Raw genomic sequence first — 22,621 nt, forward strand, 5'->3', positions numbered from 1 at the left:
CTCCTCACGCGACGGATATCCGCCGGTGTGCTGGAGGATGGTGTTCGCCTATTACCAACGGGACAGTCGATGCGTAGGGAAAACAGAAAAATGCCGGCCGCTCAGGCTGCCACTGGGGTTCGCAGGAAATTGCTATCAGCCGCCGTGCTGGCGATGACATGCAACGGCGCAGCATGGGCTCAGGGTGCGGCCACACCGACGCCGGCGAGCGATGCCGCGACCGCCGCACCCGGGGCTCAGCCCGCGCAAACCTCCCCAGCCGCAGCACAACCCGCGACCACCCGGCCGGCAGAGCAGCAGTCTGCCGCACGGCAGGCTGGCGCTACCAGTACCGTCCAGCAGGATACCGTGGTCGTAACCGGCACGCGCACCAGTACGAAGGCGAGCCAGAGCCTGACCCCGGTGGATGTGATCAGCGGTGCGCAGTTGCAGGCCACCGGGCAGAGCAACCTGCGCGACGCGCTGGTGCAACTGTCGCCGTCGATCACGCGGGAGACCTATGCTGGCGACACGGCGCAGTTGACCGACGCGCTGTCGTTGCATGGGCTGACGCCGGACCATGTGCTGGTGCTGGTGAACGGCAAGCGTCGCCATACCACGGCGAATATTGCTCTCGACGGCGGTCTGAACGAGGGGTCGACCGGCGTCGACATCGATACGATCCCGGTTGGGCTCATCGATCACATCGAGATTCTGCGTGACGGTGCGTCGGCGCAGTACGGGTCGGACGCGATTGCTGGGGTGATCAACATCATCCTGAAGACGAACTCGCACGGGGGCACGCTGCAGACGACAAACGGCCAGACCTATGCGGGCGATGGCTTCAAGAATGGCGAGTCCGCCAATATCGGCCTGAATCTCGGCGATCAAGGATTTCTCGATCTGGCGGCGGAATATGACCGCCAGAACCATACAGTCCGCACCGGACCCGATGATTATTTCGGCACCTTCCAGCCGGGGCGTGGTTACTACAACCCGATCGAGGGGAACCCGGCCAGCACGCGCGAATCGGTGGGCTTCAATGCAGGGTATTACCTCGGCGACGATGTGGAGCTGTACGGCTTTGGCACCTATGCGCATCGCGATGCAGAGGCTTATCAGAACTACCGGCCGCCTTTTGTCCTTCCCGAGGTGTATCCAAACGGATTTGTGCCGACCGAGACGGTCAACGAGAACGACTATTCGATTACCTCGGGCATCAAAGGCCAGAACCTGTTCGGCTGGTCATGGGATCTGAGCACGACCTATGGCGGTGACCATGAGGTTATCGGCATGGACAATTCGGCCAACACCGGGTTGTATGCCGCCGAAGGTTATACGCCGACCAGTTTCCACCTCGCGACGGTCAGCAACACGCAACTGACCAATAACCTCGACTTCTCGCGTGCGTTCCATCTGCCGCTATTGCCGGCTCCGGTGAACGTCTCGGTCGGGGTCGAGCAACGACGTGAGACCTACAGCGTGGGGGCGGGCGATGAGGCGTCATATATCGATGGCGGTTCCCAGGCGTTGCCGGGTCTCGCGCCTGTCAGCGCGAGCGACAACTCGCGCAACGTGGTCGGCACGTATATCGACCTGTCGACACACCTGGCACCGAAATGGACGGTCGACCTGGCGGGGCGCTTCGAGCATTACAGCGATGTCGGCGATACGACGAACGGCAAGATCTCGACACGCTACGACTTCACGCCGCAGATCGCCGTGCGCGGCAGCGTCAGTAGCGGATTCCGTGCTCCTTCGCTGGCTGAGGAGTACTACAGCAACGTCAACGAATCGCCGGCATCGGTCAGCGGCCTTCTGGCGGCCAACTCGGCGGCGGCGAAGCTGATTGGCGGCCAGCCGCTGAAGCCGGAGGAGTCGACCAACTACAACCTCGGCTTCGTGCTGACGCCTGCTAAAGACCTGCATCTGACGATCGACGCTTACCAGATCGACATCCGCAATCGGATCGTCGAAGGTGGGACGGCGTCGGGCGAAGCTGCGATCGCGGCCATGGAGGCAGCAGGGCTGTCGGTGCCGAGTTCGATTCCGGCCTCAGCGGTGTCCGCCAGCTACTTCACCAACGGCGCGAGCACGCGTACGCGTGGGCTCGACTTCACCGGTACCTATCACACCAGTTTTGGTGCTTATGGACAGGTTGACTGGGATCTCGGCGTGAACCTGAACACGACCTCGGTCACGCATGTGGCAACCGGAGCGAACGGTCAGCCGGAACTCAATGCGCAGCAGATCGGCTGGCTCTCCACCTCGACGCCGAAGAACAAGATCATCATTGGCGGCACGTGGCGTCTCGACAAGTGGGGGGTGAGCCTGCACGAGACGCGCTTTGGTTCGACCTCGAGCGAGGAGACCTACATCGTCGGGCCGAATGCGTTCTCGACAACGCAGTTCATCCATTTCGAGAATGCGGCGAGGTACGTGACCGACCTGGAGGTCCGTTACGACGTGACGAAGAAATTCCAGATCGCAGTGGGGGCAAACAACCTCTTCAACGTGTATCCGACCAAGCTGCCCTACGAGGCGCAACTCGAAGGGGCGCAGTACGACGCGTTTGCTTCGACGATCGGCGAGGACGGTGGTTTCTACTACCTGCGGGCGCGTTACACGTTCTGAGCGATTTGTCATATGCATAGCAAAATTTGCTCGAACGATTTCTGCGCCCCATAGCGATAATGAAACAAGCGGATGTCGTACAGCAGATCTCCCAAAACTTTTTCCCACGCATCGCGAGGTGCGCTGGGTGGTATCGATATGTCCTACTCACTTTCGATTCTCGACAAAAGCCCGATCGCCGACGGCACCAGCGCCCACGATGCACTGCGCTTCACGGTCCGGCTCGCGCAACGCGCGGAGCAGTTGGGTTACAAGCGTTACTGGATCGCCGAGCATCACGGCGCGCCAGGGCTGGCCAGCTCCGCACCGGAAATCGTCGTGTCCCATCTACTCGCGCATACCTCGCGTATTCGCGTCGGCTCCGGTGGCGTGATGCTCCAGCACTACAGTCCTTTCAAGGTCGCGGAGACGTTCCGGGTGCTGGCGTCGCTGGCGCCGGGCCGCGTCGACCTCGGCGTCGGCAAGGCGCCGGGCGGACTGCCGCTGACGACGCGCGCGCTGCAGTGGTTTCACGACAAGGCGAAGAAGCCCGATTTCGCCCATCAACTCGCGGAACTCGATGCGTTCCTGAAGTGGGGTGTCGCGGAAGACCACCCGCTCGCAGGAGCAGTGGCGCTGCCCACGCCGCCCGAGGCTCCGCAGGGCATCCTGCTTGGCGGCAGCCCCGAGAGCGCCGCGTTAGCCGCCAAGCACGGCTGGCAGTTCTGCTATGCCGGCCACTTCAACGGCGATAGCGCCAGCATCGAGCGCTCGATTGACACCTATCGCAATGCGACAGGACGCACGCCGCTGCTTGCGCTCTTTGCGTTTGCAGCGCAATCGAAGGCCGAGGCTCAACGTCATGTCGGGTCACTGCGTATTTTCAAGCTGCGGCTCGCTACGGGGCAGAGTGTCAATCTCCCCGGTCCCGAGGCCGCAGCGGAGTTCGCGCGGCAGACTGGCGTGACCGACTATCAGCTCGATGAGCTGCATCCGCACGTTGTTACCGGCACGCCGGACGATGTGCGCCAGGAACTCGACGCGTTGCACGAACGTTTCGGCATCGAGGAATTCGTGATCGATACCCCGGTAGCGGACTACGCGCTGCGGCTCGCTTCGTTCGAGGCGCTGGCCGGTGCGGAACAGGCCGCGCGCGTCTGACTTGCGCCTCCTGAGGTTCGCCTCTTTTCCCGTTTTACGGAGCAGGACATGACACAGAAGAACCTGACGTTCGGCATCATGCTGCATGGCGCGGGTGGCCACATGAACTCGTGGAAGCATCCCGCCGGACCCGCGGATGCCAGCGTCAACCTCGATTTCGTCACCGGCATCACGCAGAAGGCCGAGGCCAACGGTATTGCGTTCGCCTTCGTGGCCGATGGTCTCTATATCAACGAAAAATCGATTCCGCACTTCCTGAACCGCTTTGAGCCGATCTCGATCCTCTCGGCGCTGGCGACCGCGACCACGAAAATCGGTCTGGCGGGCACGCTGTCGACTTCGTACAGTCATCCGTTTTCAGTGGCGCGACAGTTCGCGTCGCTCGACCTGATTAGCGGCGGGCGCGCGGGCTGGAACGTGGTGACCTCGCCACTCGAAGGCTCGGCGAAGAACTACGGTGGCGAGCATCCGGACCACGAGCTGCGCTACGAGATCGCCGACGAGTATCTCGAGGTAGTACAGGGGCTGTGGGACAGTTGGGACGACGACGCATTCGTGCGCGATCGCGAGAGCGGGCGTTTCTTCGACCGCGAGAAGCTCCACACGCTCGATCACAAGGGCCGGTTTTTCGAGGTGGCCGGGCCGATCAATATCCAGCGCTCACCGCAAGGGCAGCCGGTGATCTTCCAGGCCGGCGCGTCGGATTCCGGAATCGCGCTGGCCGGCAAGTATGCGGATGCGGTGTTCACCCATTCGCCGTCGCTCGAAGAAACGCGGGCGTTCTCGGAGAGCGTGCGGCAGAGCGCCGTCGAACATGGGCGCGCCGCGACCGACGTGAAGATCTTCCCGGGCATTGGTCCGATCGTCGGCGCGACGCGGGACGAAGCCGAAGCGAAATATCGCGCAATTCGCGACCTGCTGAGCGTTGAGGAGGCGCTCGCCTATCTGGGCCGCTTCTTCGAACACCACGACTTTACGCAATACCCGCTCGACGGGCCGTTCCCGGATCTCGGCGAACTCGGCAAGAACAGTTTCCGTTCTACCACCGACCGCATCAAGGCCGAGGCGCAGAAGAAGGGTTCGACGCTGCGCGAGGTCGCACTGGAAGTCGCCACACCGAAGCCGCAGTTCATCGGCACGGGCGCGGAGATCGCCGACGAGCTGATCCGCTGGTTCGACGCCGGTGCGGCCGATGGCTTCATCCTCGGTTTCCCGGTGCAGGCCGAGGGATTTGACGATTTTGTCCGCTACGTGATCCCGGCGCTGGAGGCGCGCGGCCGCTACAGCCGCACGCTGGCCGGTTCAACGCTGCGCGATCACCTCGGGCTGCCGCGACGCGAGAGCCGCTACGCAACCGCGCAAACGGCATGACAGACGGCTCGCATCGCAGGAGGGCAACATCATGAGCGACACCACCCAGCAGTTTGTCAGTCCCGCTCACGCGGGTCGCGCAACAGAGGACGCAGCGGGTCCCGAATACGCACACTATCGGGTCGTTCCGGCAAGACATCATGCGCGGACAGCAGGGACCGTGCTATCGATCGTGCTGATCGCGATAGTGCTGAACTCGATACTCGGCAATCCTCGCTGGGGCTGGGATGTCTTCGCACAGTGGTTTTTCGCCGGACCGGTAATCGAGGGCCTCGGGCGTACGCTCGTACTCACGGGGCTTGGTGCGCTGTTCGGCTTCGCGCTCGCCATTCCGCTAGCGCTGGCGCGCGTATCGCGTTCGCCGCTACTGGCCGGCTGCGCGTGGGCGTTCATCTGGCTGTTCCGCTCGATCCCGCCGATCGTACTGCTGCTCCTGCTGAACAACCTGGGCTACCTGTACGAGACGATCTGGATTGGCGTGCCGTTTACGCATATCGTGCTACTGGACGAATCGACCACCAACCTGATCAGTCCGTTCTTCGCGGCGGTGCTCGGGCTCACACTGAACCATGCGGCGTTTTCGGCCGAGGCGATCCGCGGCGGGATTCTGTCCGTCGATCACGGGCAGCGTGAGGCCGCTGCTGCGCTGGGCTTGCCGGGCGCCCGTCAGGTGCGTCGCATCGTGCTGCCGCAGGCAATGCGCGCGATCTTGCCGACCGCATTCAACGATGTGATCGGACTGGCGAAAGGCACCTCGGTCGTCTACATCCTCGCCATGCCCGATCTGTTCTACACGGTGCAGATCATCTATCACCGCAATCTGGAGGTCATTCCGTTGTTGATGGTCGCGACGGTCTGGTATCTGATCATCCTCACGGTGTTGTCGGCGATCCAGATTCACATCGAACGTTACTACGCACGCGGCGCGACCCGCGAGCAGGTGGCGGTGTCGCCATTGACCTCGCTGTTCGGGCGGTGGCGTAGCGTGCGCGCTGCACGGGACGAAAGTGTTGCCCGGCCGGGGACGCAATCTCGCACGGCAGCGGAAGTGGACACGGAAGCGGGCCTCGAGGCGGACACTGAAGCACATACTGAGACACGTACCGAGGCAGATACAGCGGGCGGCTGGGCGCAGCGGCGTATCGGCGGCACGGTGGGCATTCATAACGTGTCGAAGAGTTTCGGCGCGCTGAAGGTACTCGATAATATTTCACTGGCCGTTCCGTCGGGCAGCGTCACGGTGATCCTTGGCCAGTCGGGCTCGGGCAAGTCGACGCTGCTGCGGTCGATCAACCACCTCGAACGCGTCGACGATGGCTTCATCGATATCGATGGCGAACTGATCGGGTATCGCCGGGTCGGACGCACGCTCTACGAACTCAAGGAGCATGACATCCTGCAGCGGCGCCGCGCCGACGTCGGGATGGTGTTCCAGAGCTTCAACCTGTTCCCGCACCTGAGCGTGCTCGACAATCTCATCGAAGCGCCGCTGGCCTCAGGCGTACCGCATGTGCAGGCCCGGGCCGAAGCCCGCACGCTGCTCGCGCGCGTGGGCCTCGCCGACAAGGCCGACGCGTGGCCGCGCCAGTTGTCGGGTGGCCAGCAGCAGCGTGTGGCGATTGCGCGTGCGCTTGCGCTGAAGCCGAAGGTCCTGCTGTTCGATGAACCCACGTCCGCACTCGATCCAGAGCTTGTCAACGAGGTGCTTGACGTGATCCGCCAGCTTGCGCGTTCGGGCACGACGCTGATCATCGTCACGCACGAGATCGGCTTTGCACGCGAGGTGGCCGACACGATCGTCTTTATGGACGGCGGACGCATCGTCGAGTCGGGGGCGCCCGCAAAAGTGCTTGGCGATCCAGACCATCCGCGCACCCGTGAATTCCTCTCGAAGGTGCTGTGATCGCATGCGACGCGCAAAACGTTACGACTCAAGACAACCGATGCTGACCAGCAGACGGACGTTCGTGGCCAGCTTGACCGCGCTGGCGGCCACGCCGCTAGTGTGGCCCATCGGATTCGCGCGGGCTGCCACGCAGTCTTTCGACTTTGGCCCGGAGCAGAACGGGCGTATCCGCGCAGCCAGGGATCCCGACGCGCTGCGCCTGCTCGCCGGCTATCGCTTCGTCACGCCCGGCGTGTTCACGGTGGCCATCGCGCCGTTCGCTGCGCCGATCGCAACCTATGCGACCGACGCCCGTACTGTCGTGGGCGCCGATCCCGATTACGCGCAGCTCATCGCCGATACACTCGGTCTGCGCTTGCTGCTGGTGCCCGTCGCGTGGCCGGACTGGCCGCTCGGTCTTGCCTCGGGCCGATACGACGCGGTGATCTCGAACGTCGGCGTGACCGAGAAGCGCAAGCAAAAGTTCGACTTTACGACCTACCGGCTGGGTTTGCACGGGTTCTACGTCCGGACTGACAGCGCGATCAAGTCGATCCGCGAACCGCAGGATATCGCGGGGCTGCGCATCATCACCGGCTCTGGCGCGATCCAGGAGCGCATCCTGCTCGAATGGAACCAGCGCAACGTAGCGCACGGGCTGAAAGAGGCCACGCTGCAGTCCTACGACGATGGCGCGTCGGAGCGGCTGGCGCTGCTGTCGGGGCGCGCAGACGCGATCTTCAACCCGGACGCGCCGCTTGCCTACGAGGCCGCGACACAAGGGCAGATCCGTCAGGTGGGCACGGTCAACGCGGGCTGGCCATTCAAGGCGGATGTCGCGATTGCGACACGCAAGGGTAGCGGCCTCGCGCCAGCGCTGACGGCGGCGACCAACGGCTTGATCCGTGGCGGGCAATATCGCGCTGCGCTCGCCCGCTGGGGTCTGCAGACGGAAGCCATCGATCGCTCGGAAACTAATCCGCCCGGCTTTCCAGACGCCTGATCAAGGACGTTCCCTGGCGGGAATCACAACGCCGATGCGAGCTACCGTCAAGCGGGTGCCGACGCATCGCCAGAACCACTGAGGGCCCGTATGAGTGCTGTGCGCATTGATCATCTAGCTTTCCTGACACCGGGCAATTACCCGGACGATGCACCGCTCGCCGGCTTCGAGCGGACACTTGAACTGTTTGGCGCCGGCGAGGCGCTCGGTTACGACAGTGCGTGGGTCCGCCAGCGCCATCTGGAGCGCGCGGTGTCGTCGGCGGCGACCTTCCTCGCGGCTGCGAGCCAGCGTACGACGCGCATCGACCTCGGCGCGGCGGTGATCCAGATGGGGTATGAGAACCCGTTTCGCCTCGCTGAGGATCTCGCCACCGTCGATATATTGTCTCGCGGCCGCCTGAATATCGGGCTGAGCGCGGGTGCGCCTACGCACGGCATCCTGCTCGGCGAACGGCTGTTCGATGCGAACCCCGAACTGATCGACTTCTCGCATGCTCGTGTCGAGCGTTTGCGCCGCAATCTGGCGGGAGAATGGCTCGGCGGCGAAGATACCTTCGTCGAATCGGCGGCAGGTCGCGTGCGGCCGCGCGTGGGCCCGTATGCGCCGGGCCTGACCGAACGGCTGTGGTACGGCGGCGGCTCGCGGCGCTCGATCGAGTGGGCCGCTCGCAACGGTTTCAATCTGCTGATCGGTAACATCACGACGGGCGAGGGAACCGACGACTACCGCGATGCGCAGCTACGCCAACTCGATCTGTTCCGCTCGCACTGGAGCGAAGCGCGAGCGCCGCGGATCGCGCTGGGCCGCGTGATCGTGCCGATCGACGGCGCCGATGCCCGCACGCGCCAGCGCTATCGCGAGTTCGCCCAGGGGCGCCATGTGCGCACGCTGACGCCGCACGGCGAGCGGCGCACGCTGTTTGTGCCCGATCTGGTCGGTACGTCCGACGAGATCGTCGCCCGGTTGCTCGACGATCCGGTGGTGGGGCAGATCAGCGAATTGCGCCTGGAACTGCCGTATGATCTGCCGTTTGAGAATTATCAGCAGATTCTCGAGGACTTCGTAACGCGCATCGCCCCCGAACTGGGCTGGCGGCCCGCCGTCGCGCGCGAGTCCTTTGCGGCTTAGCAGCGGTGCGCACCTTGCCGGATCGAGTGATTGACCTTATGACACAAGCCACCTCTAGTCCCGTTGCCTCACAGCCGATTCAAACCGCGCCCGATGATCGCTTCGTCTACGTTTCGGTGCACGACCCGTTGGCCCAGCCTCTGTTCGACGAATTGGCCTATGAATACAGCACCCGTTACGCAGGTCTGATCGATGCGGCCGAGATCGCGAGGGAAATGCAGCGCTATCCCGCCGAGGCCTTCGCGCCGCCGCAGGGCGCCTTTGTGCTGCTGCTGCGAGACGGGCAGGCAATCGCGGGCGGCGCCTTCATGCCCCATACGGACCCCGGCACCACTGAGTTCAAGCGGATCTGGGCCAGCCGCAACCACCGCCGTCAAGGCCTGGCCCGCCGCGTCCTAGCGGAACTGGAGGCGCAGGCGGCCCGCCAGGGTTATGCGCGCGTGTACCTCGGCACCGGTCCTCGTCAGCCCGAGGCGGTCGCCCTATACCAGACCAATGGCTATACCTTGCTGTCCGCGCACGACTTCGGTGAGGATGAGCCGCCTGGCGTCCTGTTCGAGAAGTACCTGTCGCCCTTGCAGGCCGGCTAACGCCGGCGCTGCGGCGCAATTCGGCTATGATCTTGGGTTCGCGGGGCCTCGCCTGCACGCCGGACTTGCCTGAAAGTCGGGCAAAGCCGATACTTTCAGGTCGCACGTCATTCTCCCTACCTCGATCTAGCGGTTTTCCACATGAGTACAATTCTCGAAAGTCTCCCGGCCGGCCAGAAAGTCGGCATCGCCTTCTCCGGCGGCCTCGACACGAGCGCCGCGCTGCACTGGATGCGGCTCAAGGGCGCGGTCCCCTACGCCTACACGGCAAACCTCGGCCAGCCCGACGAGGACGACTACGATTCCATTCCGCGTCGCGCGATCCAGTACGGTGCAGAAGGCGCGCGGCTCATCGACTGCCGGGCCCAACTGGTCGCCGAGGGCATCGCCGCCCTGCAATCGGGCGCGTTCCATATCTCGACCGCCGGCGTGACCTACTTCAATACGACGCCGATCGGCCGCGCTGTGACCGGCACGATGCTGGTCGCCGCGATGAAGGAAGATGGCGTCAACATCTGGGGCGATGGCAGCACGTACAAGGGCAACGACATCGAGCGCTTCTACCGCTACGGCCTGCTCGTGAATCCGGATCTGAAGATCTACAAGCCTTGGCTCGACCAGACGTTCATCGACGAACTGGGCGGCCGGGCGGAGATGTCCGAATTCATGCGCCAGTCGGGCTTCGAATACAAAATGTCGGCGGAAAAGGCCTATTCCACCGATTCGAACCTGCTCGGCGCGACGCACGAAGCGAAGGATCTGGAAAGCCTCGAAAGCGGCATCAAGATCGTGAACCCGATCATGGGCGTCGCATTCTGGCGAGATGACGTGCAGATCGCGAAAGAAGAGATCACGATCCGCTTCGAAGAAGGTCATCCGGTCGCGCTGAACGGCGTCCAGTACACGGATGCCGTCGAGCTGCTGCTGGAAGCGAACCGCATTGGCGGGCGCCACGGTCTCGGCATGAGCGACCAGATCGAAAACCGGATCATCGAGGCGAAGAGCCGCGGCATCTATGAAGCGCCGGGGCTCGCGTTGCTGTACATCGCTTACGAGCGTCTCGTCACGGGCATCCACAACGAAGACACTATCGAGCAGTACCGCGAAAACGGCCGGCGCCTGGGCCGCCTGCTGTATCAGGGCCGCTGGTTCGACCCGCAGGCGATCATGCTGCGCGAAACGGCACAGCGTTGGGTGGCACGCGCGATCACGGGCGAAGTCACGATCGAACTGCGCCGCGGCAACGACTACTCGATCCTGAGCACGAAGTCGCCGAACCTGACGTACCAGCCGGAGCGTCTTTCGATGGAAAAGGTCGAATCGACCTTCTCGCCGCGCGACCGGATCGGCCAGCTTACGATGCGTAATCTTGACATCACCGATACGCGCGCCAAGCTGCAGATCTACTCGGAAGTAGGCTTGCTCGCGCCGGGCGAGGCGCTGGCGCTGCCGCAGTTGAAGGGCGACAGCAAGTAAGTCGAGGCAGTTCAAGACCGGATGAAGATCTCCTTCATCCGGTCGACGGCTACGGCTGGCAAAGCGGGAGCCGCTCTCGTGCGCGATACCGGCTGATGCTGGCATCGAGATCGCGCACGCGGATTACGACGTGGTCAAGTGAAAGAGTCATAGCCGCGTCGTCAGGCGGCCTTGGCGGTTCGCGACGCTTGCGCCGCGCTGTCCTTGGCAGCTTTCGACGCGGCGGTAGTCGCAGCGTCGAAATTGCTTTCCGCAATTTCCACTGCTTGCCCGGTTGCCTTCTTAACGCTATCGAAGGCGGTTTGGGCAGCGGTGATGGTCGACTTCAGCAGCGCCACCGCGGATTCCGAACCGGCTGGTGCGTTCCTGGTCACGCTGTCGACAAAAGTCTGTGCACTCTGGCTGTATTCGGAGAATCTCGCTTCGGCGAACTTAATGAATTCCGCATGCGTCGCCGAGAGGATCTCATAGGCATGACGGCCGTATGCCTGGGTCTTTTCGGCGGACGGCTGCGTCAGTGAGGTCTGCAGCTTGAGCAGATCTTGCGGGTCTTTCCCGGACAGCACTTTCTGGGCGGCTTCCTGAGTGTCGGCAATGATCGATTTCGCGGCCTGCAGGTTGAGGACGGTCAGTTTTTCGAAACCATCGAACACCTTGTTGGTCAGGCCAAAGAATGCGTCGGCATGGCTTTTTTGTGCTGCGGCGAATTGTTCCTGAGCAGACTGGGTCATCTTGTTACTCCAGGGTAGTAGACGTGCACGGGTGGTGACTTCGAAAACATGGTGCGAAGGTGATGCGTCGCAACATGAAACCCATTCTTGGTGCCGCGACCAGCGAAGTCAAATGACATATTCGTGATAGCAAATATGGCCCACAGGTCTAGCTATTCCGATGAGAGACGGTAACGGTATTTGGGTAGCGGTGCATCGCGGGTAGGCACCGGACGCGGGTCACTTCGTCGCGACTGCAGCGCTCTTGTCGCGCAATATCCAATGACCGTCGCGGGCAACGAGGTTGATGCTTTTTACGCCGATCACGCGCCGCGTCGTGGGATCGAACGTCGCTTTGCCGAATACGACGCTTGGTATGTCGTGCAGTTTAGGCAGTGCATCGCGCACGCCGCGGCGATCAGCGCCACCGGTACGCAGCGCGTAAGCGGCGATAACCACCGCATCGTAGGCAAATGCGTTGAACGCGTCTGGCTCGCGATGATATTTCGCCTCGAAGTCGTGCACGAAGGTTTGCACTTCTGGGCGCGGATCGCCGGGGAAAAAGCTCGTATTAGTGGTCACGCCGTTGACGGCGTTGCCGCCGAGTTCGATCAGGAATCATGGACCGTGGCTGGCCACGAGCGTCACGAGATGGTGCAGCGTGCCGCGAGCATATCCCGTGATGAGGGACGCGAGCGACCCATCGGCCGCACCCGAAATTTCCCTGTGGATGCACGCCAGAATGGCGCCGACCAGCAGCACGGTGGCTACCTGTTTAACGGAGATGCGATGTGGGTCCTCAAACGGGCCAGCCTCGCTTTCCGCGGCTTCATCGAGCGTTCGATGAGGGTGATATCCGAATCCCTTCATGGTGGTCGGCAGGTCGATTTGAACATATCGAGTGTCCGCAATCCTGCGAACGTGGCGAACTATTTTTTTCGCATATCCATAGCAGTACAGCGTCTTTGCAACCTCCAGGACGGGTGGATATGACCTCGCACAGAGGTCAACACGTCATCTTGCGACACGCTACGCTTCATTCGCGGCTACCTGTCTGGCGGGTGCGCGCAGCCGCTTCACGGGGCGGCGTGTCGCAATAGCGCCGCCATACGCGCCGGAAATCGCGTGCCGAGGCGAACCCCGCCTGTTCGGCCACCCGTTCGATGGTGAGTTCCGGGCGCTCCAGCAGTTGCTGCGCGCGGGCCACGCGCAGGCGCTGTTGATAGGCCAGGATGGTGATTCCGGCATGCTCGGCAAAGAGCCGGCTGAGATGCCGCGCGCTGACATGCGCGGCCTGGGCAAGGTCGGTCACATTCCACGCGCGGGCGGGATCTTGCGAGATGGCATCCTGGGCCCGGTGTACCGCCGGATGCATGTGGTTGCGATGAGCGAGCCACGGCGACAGTTGCGAGTATTCGCCAGCCCGGCGCTGATACACCACCTGGCGGCGCGCAATATCAGCGGCCAGTTCCGCACCTGCGTAGTGTTCGATCAGATACAGCGCCAGATCGACGCCCGCTGTGATGCCGGCGCTCGTGAGTACGTCGCCGTCGTCAACGAACAGGCAGTCGTCCTGCACACGCGCCGTGGGCTCCTCGTGCTTGAGTAAGTCCAGGAGGCTGAAGTGGGTCGTGCAACGGCGGCCGGTCAGGCGTCCCGCGCGAGCAAGCAGGAGTGCACCGGAGCAAATGCTGGCGATGCGCGCATCGGCTGCGGGCACGGTTTTGAGCCAGTCAGTGACGGCGTCGAATGCCTTGCTAGCCCCGGGCTCGGGCGTTTCGTGCGTGCCCACGACGATGACCAGACTGTTCGGCGGCAGAGTGTCCGGAAGCGGGGCGAGCCCGTCGAGCGCGGTACCGATCGATGTCGTCAGCCGCGACAGCGGGGCGCAATGATGCAGATCGAAGGGCGCGCCGGAGTCCACCGCCATGCGCAGAGCCTCGGCGGGGCCCGCATAGTCGAGCAGCAGCACGGGAGGCGTCAGCACGAACCATACGGACGTCTTCATGATCAGGCCGCGCGTTGTGATTGCCAGCCGGCCAACGCATCGTCGACGCTGGCGATGCGTGCAAAGCGCCCCGCCAGGACCAACTCTGTGCGCGCCTTGATTTCCTCGGGGGAGTAGACGCGGCCACTGCCGGCGTGCGTCATCGGAAACGTGAGGGTGGCCTCGGTCACGTAGTCCACCGCGTACCCGATGTCCGACGCGACGCGTGTCGTAGTTTCGCAGCACTGCTCGGTGCGTATGCCGGTAATGACGAGATGGTTGATGCCGCGGCGGCGCAACCACAGATCGAGCCCGGTATCGGTGAATGCATTGTGGGTATGCTTTTCGAACACGACATCCGGTCCGCCCGGCACCCAATCCAGCGCAGTGACAAACCCGGATTCCTTGGTGAACGCTGCGTCCTGGTCGATATGGAACACGTGGATGACCGGCACGCCATGTTCGCGCGCGCCGCGTTCCAGCCGCAGCACGGCCTCCTTGAAGGCCGGCAGGTCCGCTTCGGACCAGTAGGGTCTGTGACGAAACGATTCCTGCACATCGATGATGAGGAGAGCGGATCTGGCGGCGTTGAATACGGACATTTTCTGTAACTCCGAGGATAGAGGAGTCAATCATAGACACCTATAACGAAGATATCGAGCGTGTTTGCAGACAGGAATGGGACAAAATCGGCCATCCAATCGAGGAGGATGCCGACGCTTCGAACGGCCCCGCGCCAGACGTCTCAGGAACACGGTTGCGGGCATCGTCAATCAAAGCGGATCGGCGCCTTCGAAGCAAAGCAACCTCTTTCCACGCCCGAATCTTTGCTTAACGCGAAAGATCACTTCGACGAACGGCGCACGGCACCTAAGATTGCGGGCGTCGCTAGAAACGGCTGCCGCGCCCCGGAGATCGAAGAGATGATTCAGTTTGACGATTTGACAGACAGCGAATGGGCCCTGATCGAAGGGCTATTCTGTAATGAAGCTGTGCCGCCTGACCGGTCCGGCCGACGGCGTGTGGAGCCGCGCGTGGTGGTCAACGCGGTGTTGTGGGCGTTATCGACCGGACACAGTTGGTCCAGGGTGCCAGGCTGGTATCCATCGCGCCCGACTTGCCGCCGCCGCTTTGAAGAGTGGCAAGCCGACGGTACGCTCGCCGAAATCGTCAGACGGCTCAATGCCGCCGGCCGGAAGGTGTCGCTGCGCGGCCCGGTTGGCGATGCGTTCAACCATCCGCCGGCGAACCCGAATCACGACCGCTTGAAGGGCCTCTCGTGGAGCAGTCCGCAAACGTGGCGCGCGCCGCTCGAAGCGGCCTGAGGTTTTTCGATGCTCCGCGTGGGCATCGCTGGTTTGCCGGTCAGCCTGCGCGTGCGGGCGCCGCGAGGTGGGTATAGCGGTTCTGAGGCCGCGGCGACATGATGTTGAAGCCGTCGGCGTCTTCTTCCTCGAACCATTGCTGCAACTGATCCGCGATGCTCTGCGGCGTGCCCGCGGATACCCGGCTGGACGCAAGGTCTTTGCCGGCGGTGAAAATGCCTAATCGCGACGGATTCGTTGCGGATCCACGACCTGGACGGCTTTGAATTGCGCTGAGGCTTGGCGTTACGCGCATTGCCGGTAGGGTTTTTGCTGCGTTTTCCGAAAACCAATCCACAAAAACTTGTTTGCGCTTGCTTATTGAGGTCTCTAGATTCATTGGTATAGCGATGAGTCGGCGGAGGTCCTATGGCCACACTTTCAGCGACGCTTATCTGGGGCGGACTTCGACATCCGGTGCGAAGCCTGCAGAACCAGTTGTCAAAACGCGTGCAAGTCACACCGGCTCCATCCTCAGACGAGCCATCGGCAACGGCCCATGGCGCGCAATCACTCGAGCGGCATGAACGCATTGCCGCTTACGCGCGCTGCGGTTATTTCCATATGGAATACACCGCCGGTATGTTTGTCGTGCCGCTCGATATCCGACCAGAGTGACACTCGTGTCCCGCGCGCAAGCGGCGACGACACGATGGAGAAAGTAATGACCGAGGTTGTCGGGAAAGACCAGTCGCACAAGCGTCTCGCGTGGATTGCCGGGGTAGGGGCGAGTGCTGGACTAGGCGCTGCGCTCGCGCGCCGTTTCGCTCAGGAGCACGCTCGATGCGGCGATTTTCAATGCCGGCGGCGCGACGCGTGCCCCGACGCTCGAGCTGAGTGCCGAGCAGTTCGAAGCTGCGTGGCGTGTGACGACCCTCGGTGGTTTCCTGTTTGCCCAAGCGGCGTTGCGGCCCCTGCTGGCCGCGGGCCGGGGTTCGCTGTTGTTCACGGGTGCGACTGCTTCGCTGCGCGGGCGTCCGCCATTTGCGGCGTTTGCATCGGCCAAAGCGGGTTTGCGCTCACTTGCGCAGAGTCTCGCGCGCGAGTTTGGGCCGCAGAATATCCATGTTGCGCATGTGGTGGTCGATGGCGGCATCGACGGCGAGCGCCTGCGTACGTCGGCGCCGCACCGGGTTGCCGAACGCGGGGAGGATGGCCTGCTCAAGCCGGCCGAGATCGCCGACGCCTATTGGCATCTCCATCAGCAAGGGCGCAGCGCATGGTCACAGGAAATCGATCTACGACCATTCAGCGAAACGTTTTAAGGTGAAACTTTCCCAACATGACGCCGGATGAGTTCCTGCTGCGCATGATGCTAACGGCCGCGCGAGTGCGGCCGTTGTTTCGCTTAGAAGCGGTGCGTGATGCCGAAGATACCGGCGAGCTGGTGGTTGTTGGCCGAGTAAGCGCTGCCGTTGAGGTCGGCAACGGCCTGCTTGCCCGTCGAATCGACGCCCGAAGCCGTCTCATAGAAGCCGATCGCGTAGAGCGAAGTGCGCTTCGACAGCGAGTAGATCACGCCCAGGTTGAACTGGTTGTACTTCGCGCTGCCCAGGTTGTCTGCACCGCTGTTGTGCGTGTAGATATACGCGCCGGCCAGCAGCAGCGACGGGTTCAACTGGTACTTGAGGTTGATTTCGCCCGAGTTGAAGGTCGCGGTGCCGCTCGTGTACTTCGGAGCCGGGATCGCGCCGACCGGGTTGCTGACCGTGCCCAGTTTCTGGAATTGCGTGTTCGAGTACAACAGGCCGACGGTTGCCGGACCGAATGCGTACGAACCGCCCGCCACGATGATCTGCTGCGAGCCGGCCGAAGCATAGCCGCCGAAGATCTTGTTGTTCATATTGTCGTTCGGGCTGCCCGTAGTCGGAGTCGACGGGGTCGACGAATTGCCCTGGTTGCCGAAGAACGAGTAGTACGGATCCTTAACGAACGTGTAGCCTGCACCGAGGCTGATCGGGCCGTTCTGATAGGAGACCGCCGCGTCCCAGATCGAATTCTGCGAGAAATTGCCCGCCACGCCGCCCAGGCTGTACAGCACGCCCGCTTGCAGGCCTTTGTAGTTCGGGCTCTCGTACTTGATCGAGTTCTGGATGCGGTTCGACGTATCGACGTTGTCGACGTCGCTCGCGCGCGTACCGTAGCCAAGACCCGAGGCAGCCCAATCGGCGCCAGACGCGAACGACGAGGTCAGGTCGTTGCTGACCGAGTATTGGCGGCCGGCCGTGAGCGTACCCCACTGCTTGCTGCTCAAGCCGACGAATGCCTTACGGCCGAACTCGAGGCCACCTTGAGACAGCGTGCCCGTGCCGGTGGTGAAGCCGCTTTCGAGGTCGAAGATCGCCGCGAGGCCGCCACCCAGATCTTCCGTGCCCTTCAGGCCCCAGCGTGACGAGGTGCCTTGCGAGAGCGCGTACTCGTGCAGGCCTTTGACGTTGTTGTTGATCAGCAAACCCGTATCGACGATGCCGTACAGCGTCACGCTGCTTTGCGCATGAGCTGCGCCAGCAAACGCGCCAAGTGCCAGTAGGGCCACCGAGGTCTTTTTCATGTTCATTTTTTTCACTTTGTTTGAGGAGGGATCTATCGCTCGCCTAGGGACGACATTCACGCCATCAGGCGGGGCGATGTTGTCGGCGCCAAATTAAATTTCCGTGAAAGTGGCCCAGGCCAAATTGCTTAGGGATAGAAAATTTCGCAATGTCTCGTTCTTGCAACAGTGTGCAGGCCCTACACCATGATTCGTCATGTTCTTATGGGCTTGCTCCTGAACGCCAAAAATAAGCAAAGCGCAATTTGTTTGTTGGAGCGTACGAGGACGAGGGCGATACTTGCCTGGCTGGTTGCACGCGCAACCGAAACCATGCGGGAGATCTGAAACATCATGTCCACCCAGCTCGAACCGGCCGCGGTCCGTGACGTGGCCGACGTGGAAGCGGCTGCACTAACGCGCCCCAAGCTGCCGCGCAGTGCCTTGATCACTGGGCTCGCCGCCCTGGCCTGGCTCGGCAGCGCGGCGCTGACGCAGTGGTGGCCGGCCGCCGACGAGTGGCCTTACACCGGGCAATTCATTGTGTTCAAAGTGGTGCTGGCGGCGTTCGCCATCGCTATTGCTGCGCTTGGCTGGCGCACTGGCGTGGATGGCACGCGTGAAGTCCGCAACGCGACATCTGGGTCGCGGGTCGAGACATGGGTTCGCGCAATGCCCTGGCTGCTCGCATTGGCGCTTGGCATCAGCGCGTGGGAAGTGTTGACTGCGCAACTCGAATGGTTGCCGCGGCCGTTCTTTGCTCCACCGCAGGCGCTGATCGGTGTGTTTGCGGAGGACAATCCGCGGCTCGGTTCGAGCGTCGCCCACTCGTTTGGCCTGCTGGCGTGCGGTTATGTGCTCGGTGCTGTCACTGGTTTCGTTACGGGCGTCAGTATCGGCTGGTCGAAGGCGGTGAGCTACTGGGTGCATCCGGTGCTGCGCCTTATTGGGCCGTTGCCGTCGACTGCGTGGCTGCCGCTCGCATTCTTTTTCTTTCCATCGAGTTTTAGCGCAAGCGTGTTCCTGATCGCGCTGGCTACCGCGTTTCCGGTGACCGTGCTGACATGGTCGGGCGTCGCGAGCGTCAACTCGGCCTACTACGACATTGCGCGCACGCTGGGCGCGAGGCCCGGCTTTCTGATTCTCCGGGTGGCGATCCCGGCCGCGTTGCCGTCGGTTTTCGTCGGTCTTTTCATGGGCCTTGGCGCATCGTTCTCGGTGCTGATCGTCGCCGAGATGATGGGTGTGAAGGCAGGCCTTGGCTGGTATCTGCAATGGGCGCAGGGTTGGGCCGCCTACGCGAACATGTACGCGGCGCTGCTCGTGATGGCCTTGATGTGCTCGGGCCTCATCACGCTGCTGTTCCGCGTGCGCGACCGGCTGCTTGGATGGCAGAAAGGATTGCTCAAATGGTAGCCGTACCCGAAGTGTTAGCAGGAGCTGGGAGTGGGCGAGCACTACGTGGCGGCGCGCGAATCGACGTGCGTCATGTCAGCCACCAGTTCGCGCTGCGTGGCGCGACGCTGCCGGTGTTGCAGGACATCGACTTCGCCGTCGAGCCGGGTGAGTTCGTCGCCTTGCTGGGGCCGAGCGGTTGCGGCAAATCGACCTTGCTGCGGCTCGTCGCCGGCCTCGACAAGCCGACGCAAGGCACGCTGCACGCGGATGGCGCCGCGATCGCCGGACCCGATCCGTCGCGGGTCGTCGTATTCCAGGACCCCACGCTGTATCCGTGGCGTACGGTGCGCGGCAATGTTGGCGTTGGCCCGCAGGCTCAGCGCCGCGGGCGCGGCTGGTGGCGTAATGCGCATCATGACGATACGCAGGATCGTGTCGACGCCGTACTGCAGCTCGTCGGTCTCAGCGAGTTTGCCGATGCGTTTCCCCACCAGTTGTCGGGCGGCATGGCGCAGCGCGTCGCGTTGGCGCGCGCCCTCGTCAACGATCCTGCGCTGCTGGTGCTCGATGAGCCATTCGGCAAGCTCGATTCGCTCACGCGTATGCGCATGCAGGGTGAACTGGCGCGCTTATGGCAGGACGCGCGCTTCTCGGTCCTGCTCGTGACGCATGACGTCGAAGAGGCACTACTGCTTGCTGATCGGGTCATCGTCTTCAGCGAGCGGCCGGCGCGTATCGTCGCGGAGGTTCGCAACGATGCACCGTATCCCCGGCATCGGGATGATCCGAAACTGGTCGCGCTGCGCCGCGAAGTGCTTGCGCAACTAGGTCTCGATATCTGAAACAAAGCTACCTATAACATCGACCACACGACGAGAAAATAATGACATTTGCCGACGATACCTCTCCTGCGAGCTACGCACGCCGCGCGTGGCTGCGCAAGACAGCCTGGGCGGCCGGGGCGGCAGCGCTTGGCGGCACTTCACTGGGTCTGGCGGTGCCGCTCGCATCCGCCCAAACACCGCTCAAGCCGCTGAGTCTTTCATGGAATGCAGGAGCGATCTGCACGGCGCCCGTCGCGGTAGCGGACAAGCAGGGCTTTTTCACCCGCCATGGCTTGCAGGTACAACTGATTAACTTCTCCGGCTCGACCGATCAACTTCTCGAGGCGATTGCCACGGGCAAGGCCGACGCGGGTGTCGGCATGGCGTTGCGTTGGTTGAAGCCGCTGGAGCAGGGCTTCGACGTGAAGCTGACGGCCGGCATACACGGTGGCTGCATGCGGCTGCTGGCGACGCGCGCCTCGGGCATCGTCGACGTAGCCGGACTGAAAGGCCGCGTTGTCGGCGTGAGCGATATGGCGAGTCCGACCAAGAACTTCTTTGCGATCTTGCTGAAGAAGCAGGGCGTCGATCCCGAGACGGAGGTGAGCTGGCGGCAGTATCCGGCCAATCTGCTCGGCGAAGCGTTGAAAAAAGGCGAGGTCCACGCCATTGCGGATGGCGATCCGACCATCTGGAACATCCGCGAGTCGGACCATCTATATGAAGTGTCGAACAACCTGTGCGGCGAGTATCAGGCGCGATCATGCTGCGTGCTCGGAGTACGCGGCTCGCTGATCCGCAAGGACCGGGCCACTGCGCAGGCGCTGACCCAGGCGTTGCTGGAAGCAACCGAATGGACTGCCAACAATCCTGCAGAAGCAGCGGCGATTTTCTCGGTACACGCGCCGTCCGCAGATGTTAACCAGTTGACTGCGATGCTGAAGAGCCACACCGATCATCATCACCCGACGGGTGAGGCGTTCAGGAAAGAGATTGCGCTTTACGCCGACGATCTGAAAGCGGTCAATGTGCTCAACAGCGGCACCGATTCAAACCGGCTCGCGACGCGGGTGTTTTCGGACGTGCTCGCTTAAGGCCTCGCAGGGCCTTGCAGGCCAGTCATGCTGGCATCGCCGCCGGCATGACTGCGATATCTATATGCCCCAGCGGCGCACGGCAGTCAGAACGGCACGTCGCCTTCGATTGTCGTGCGGTAGAGCTTGCGGCGCAGATGATCCGGCGTGCCGGCCGCGAGATGCATCAGCGAGCGGTTGTCCCAGAACACCATGTCGCACTCCGCCCACACATGCCGGTAGAGATGCTCAGGGCGCACGCTGTGCGCGAAGATCTCTTCGAGCAATTGCTTGCTCTCGTCTTCAGGCAGGCCGATCACGCGGGTCGTGAAATGTTCGCTGACGAAGAGCGCCTTCCGGCCTGTCTCGGGATGGGTGCGCACGATCGGATGCACGACCGGCTTGACCTCTGCAATCTGCTCGGCCGACAGATTCGGCCGCCACGGACTGCGCTTCTGCAATTCCGCGTACTTCGCGAGGTAGGTATGCTCCGCGACGCGCCCCTCGACGGCATTGCGCAGATGAGCGGGCAGGGTGTCCCACGCGAGGTGCATGTTCGCAAACAAGGTATCGCCGCCTTCGCCTGGCAACTCCTGAGCGTGCAGCAGCGAACCGAGGCTCGGCTTTTCCTTGTATGAGAGGTCCGAATGCCAGAAATGGCCCGCGTCACCCAGACCAATCGGCTTGCCGTTTTCGACGATATTCGACACGACCAGCACTTCCGGATGTCCCGGGAGTTGGAACTGGTGCAGCACATGGATTTGCAGCGGCCCGAAGCGGCGGCTAAAGGCGATCTGTTGCTCGGGCGTGATGCGCTGGTCGCGAAACACCAGTACGTGGTGATCGAGGTGCGCGCGATGAATGCGCGCGAAGTCCTCGGCGGCCAGCGGTTGGCTCAGATCTAGGCCCAGCACTTCGGCGCCCACCGGGCCGCCGAAGGCACGGATTTCAACAGGCTGAGGGACCGCCGTGCCGAAACTGGCGGCCTGGGCGGGAACGGCGGAGTCGGAAGCAATCGTCACAGGTCACTCTTTGTTCAGTCCGAACGGAAGCGCCGGTCGCGGCGCGATAGGGCCAATCTACCGGCCCATACGGGCGAGAGCAACCAAGCAAATTCGATACGCTTATCTGCTGCGATGATAAACCCGCTGCTGCATCGGCGCTTGCGTAACCCCTATTCAGGTTTGTCAAAGCGCCGCCAGAATAGTGGGGTGAAATTTTAGTGTCAGAGCGAGGAAGTGATTGGTGGCAGGTTGGATTATAAAAAGCGAAAATATTCCATTAGCATTTCCATGTCGATTAATCGTTAAAAAACGTCAAATATTCAAATAGTTATGCGTAATGAGTGCGTTTTTCAGGTTGCGGTATAAATAAAACTTTGGCAGAATTTTTTCACGGTGATTTAGTAAAATAATAAAGCGCATGGCGATATGGGTTGGCAAAAAAATGCATATCGACTAAACAGTGATTTAAAAAATAAGCGACAGAAATCGAAAGCGGGGACACAAACATTCCACGATGGTTCG

20 protein-coding genes and 2 pseudogenes are annotated in these 22,621 nt (G+C 62.4%); 15 read left to right on the forward strand and 7 right to left on the reverse strand.

Translation table 11 applies throughout. The features are described 5' to 3' along the window. Positions 1 to 69: 69 nt before the first annotated feature. The 8 genes from BLQ92_RS05580 to argG all read left to right on the forward strand — a co-directional run bounded on the left by BLQ92_RS05580 (position 70) and on the right by argG (position 11,209). Positions 70 to 2,613, forward strand: coding sequence for a TonB-dependent receptor plug domain-containing protein (locus BLQ92_RS05580; RefSeq protein ID WP_090682407.1), 2,544 nt, complete (start codon positions 70 to 72; stop codon positions 2,611 to 2,613). A gap of 138 nt (positions 2,614 to 2,751) precedes the next feature. Beyond that, a complete protein-coding gene (locus BLQ92_RS05585) occupies positions 2,752 to 3,753 on the forward strand; it encodes an LLM class flavin-dependent oxidoreductase (protein ID WP_090682409.1) in 1,002 nt (333 codons plus the stop codon). A 48-nt stretch (positions 3,754 to 3,801) separates the two neighbouring features. Next, positions 3,802 to 5,124: an LLM class flavin-dependent oxidoreductase gene (locus tag BLQ92_RS05590; RefSeq protein WP_090682411.1), complete on the forward strand. Its 1,323-nt coding sequence runs from the start codon at positions 3,802 to 3,804 to the stop codon at positions 5,122 to 5,124. A gap of 31 nt (positions 5,125 to 5,155) precedes the next feature. Continuing rightward, on the forward strand, positions 5,156 to 7,027 hold the full coding sequence (locus BLQ92_RS41055; RefSeq protein ID WP_090682413.1) for an amino acid ABC transporter permease/ATP-binding protein: 1,872 nt from the start codon (positions 5,156 to 5,158) through the stop codon (positions 7,025 to 7,027). A 43-nt stretch (positions 7,028 to 7,070) separates the two neighbouring features. Continuing rightward, positions 7,071 to 8,012, forward strand: a complete 942-nt coding sequence (locus BLQ92_RS05600; RefSeq protein ID WP_244106105.1) for an ABC transporter substrate-binding protein — start codon at positions 7,071 to 7,073, stop codon at positions 8,010 to 8,012. A 90-nt stretch (positions 8,013 to 8,102) separates the two neighbouring features. After that, a complete protein-coding gene (locus BLQ92_RS05605; RefSeq protein ID WP_090682416.1) occupies positions 8,103 to 9,143 on the forward strand; it encodes an LLM class flavin-dependent oxidoreductase in 1,041 nt (346 codons plus the stop codon). A gap of 38 nt (positions 9,144 to 9,181) precedes the next feature. Further along, positions 9,182 to 9,733, forward strand: a complete 552-nt coding sequence (locus tag BLQ92_RS05610; protein ID WP_090682417.1) for a GNAT family N-acetyltransferase — start codon at positions 9,182 to 9,184, stop codon at positions 9,731 to 9,733. A gap of 141 nt (positions 9,734 to 9,874) precedes the next feature. Beyond that, positions 9,875 to 11,209 (forward strand): argininosuccinate synthase, encoded by a 1,335-nt coding sequence (argG, locus tag BLQ92_RS05615; RefSeq protein ID WP_090682418.1) that lies wholly within the window; start codon positions 9,875 to 9,877, stop codon positions 11,207 to 11,209. A gap of 161 nt (positions 11,210 to 11,370) precedes the next feature. On the opposite strand, the gene BLQ92_RS05620 is transcribed toward argG, so the two are convergent. From BLQ92_RS05620 to BLQ92_RS05640, 5 genes are all read right to left on the reverse strand, one after another. Then, positions 11,371 to 11,940 (reverse strand): phasin family protein, encoded by a 570-nt coding sequence (locus BLQ92_RS05620; RefSeq protein ID WP_090682420.1) that lies wholly within the window; start codon positions 11,938 to 11,940, stop codon positions 11,371 to 11,373. Between the two features lie 219 nt (positions 11,941 to 12,159). Further along, entirely contained in the window at positions 12,160 to 12,501 is a 342-nt protein-coding gene (locus BLQ92_RS05625) for an ABC transporter substrate-binding protein (protein ID WP_244106093.1), read from the reverse strand. Positions 12,502 to 12,537: 36 nt separating this feature from the next. Next, positions 12,538 to 12,789, reverse strand: coding sequence for a hypothetical protein (locus tag BLQ92_RS40570; RefSeq protein WP_244106092.1), 252 nt, complete (start codon positions 12,787 to 12,789; stop codon positions 12,538 to 12,540). A gap of 166 nt (positions 12,790 to 12,955) precedes the next feature. After that, positions 12,956 to 13,927, reverse strand: a complete 972-nt coding sequence (locus BLQ92_RS05635) for a GlxA family transcriptional regulator (RefSeq protein WP_090682424.1) — start codon at positions 13,925 to 13,927, stop codon at positions 12,956 to 12,958. Positions 13,928 to 13,929: 2 nt separating this feature from the next. Continuing rightward, positions 13,930 to 14,508, reverse strand: coding sequence for an isochorismatase family protein (locus BLQ92_RS05640; protein WP_090682426.1), 579 nt, complete (start codon positions 14,506 to 14,508; stop codon positions 13,930 to 13,932). Between the two features lie 321 nt (positions 14,509 to 14,829). Between BLQ92_RS05640 and BLQ92_RS05645 the strand changes: the two genes are divergently transcribed. The 4 genes and pseudogenes from BLQ92_RS05645 (at position 14,830) to BLQ92_RS05660 (ending at position 16,535) form a co-directional block, all read left to right on the forward strand. Then, positions 14,830 to 15,231, forward strand: a complete 402-nt coding sequence (locus BLQ92_RS05645) for a transposase (RefSeq protein ID WP_175772138.1) — start codon at positions 14,830 to 14,832, stop codon at positions 15,229 to 15,231. Between the two features lie 167 nt (positions 15,232 to 15,398). Then, positions 15,399 to 15,497 (forward strand): annotated as a pseudogene (locus BLQ92_RS40575) (c-type cytochrome); the annotation flags it as partial. A 142-nt stretch (positions 15,498 to 15,639) separates the two neighbouring features. Beyond that, positions 15,640 to 15,888, forward strand: coding sequence for a hypothetical protein (locus BLQ92_RS05655; RefSeq protein ID WP_090682429.1), 249 nt, complete (start codon positions 15,640 to 15,642; stop codon positions 15,886 to 15,888). A gap of 46 nt (positions 15,889 to 15,934) precedes the next feature. Next, positions 15,935 to 16,535: pseudogene (locus BLQ92_RS05660) on the forward strand (SDR family NAD(P)-dependent oxidoreductase). An 83-nt stretch (positions 16,536 to 16,618) separates the two neighbouring features. Here the strand turns inward: BLQ92_RS05660 and BLQ92_RS05665 are convergent. Further along, a complete protein-coding gene (locus tag BLQ92_RS05665; protein WP_090682430.1) occupies positions 16,619 to 17,821 on the reverse strand; it encodes a porin in 1,203 nt (400 codons plus the stop codon). A gap of 333 nt (positions 17,822 to 18,154) precedes the next feature. Between BLQ92_RS05665 and BLQ92_RS05670 the strand changes: the two genes are divergently transcribed. From BLQ92_RS05670 to BLQ92_RS05680, 3 genes are read left to right on the forward strand one after another with little or no spacing between them, the layout of a single operon-like run. Then, on the forward strand, positions 18,155 to 19,216 hold the full coding sequence (locus BLQ92_RS05670; RefSeq protein ID WP_090682431.1) for an ABC transporter permease: 1,062 nt from the start codon (positions 18,155 to 18,157) through the stop codon (positions 19,214 to 19,216). Then, positions 19,210 to 20,040 carry an ABC transporter ATP-binding protein gene (locus BLQ92_RS05675; protein WP_090682433.1) on the forward strand — a complete coding sequence of 277 codons (831 nt, stop codon included), beginning with the start codon at positions 19,210 to 19,212 and terminating at the stop codon, positions 20,038 to 20,040. Before BLQ92_RS05670 ends, BLQ92_RS05675 begins: the two co-directional genes overlap by 7 nt. A gap of 41 nt (positions 20,041 to 20,081) precedes the next feature. Next, positions 20,082 to 21,116, forward strand: a complete 1,035-nt coding sequence (locus BLQ92_RS05680; RefSeq protein WP_090682434.1) for an ABC transporter substrate-binding protein — start codon at positions 20,082 to 20,084, stop codon at positions 21,114 to 21,116. A gap of 86 nt (positions 21,117 to 21,202) precedes the next feature. Here the strand turns inward: BLQ92_RS05680 and BLQ92_RS05685 are convergent, their stop codons facing one another. Next, on the reverse strand, positions 21,203 to 22,111 hold the full coding sequence (locus BLQ92_RS05685) for a TauD/TfdA dioxygenase family protein (protein WP_090682954.1): 909 nt from the start codon (positions 22,109 to 22,111) through the stop codon (positions 21,203 to 21,205). Positions 22,112 to 22,621 lie beyond the last annotated feature (510 nt).

It is taken from the genome of Paraburkholderia phenazinium (genome assembly GCF_900100735.1).
GTDB classification, from domain to species: domain Bacteria; phylum Pseudomonadota; class Gammaproteobacteria; order Burkholderiales; family Burkholderiaceae; genus Paraburkholderia; species Paraburkholderia phenazinia.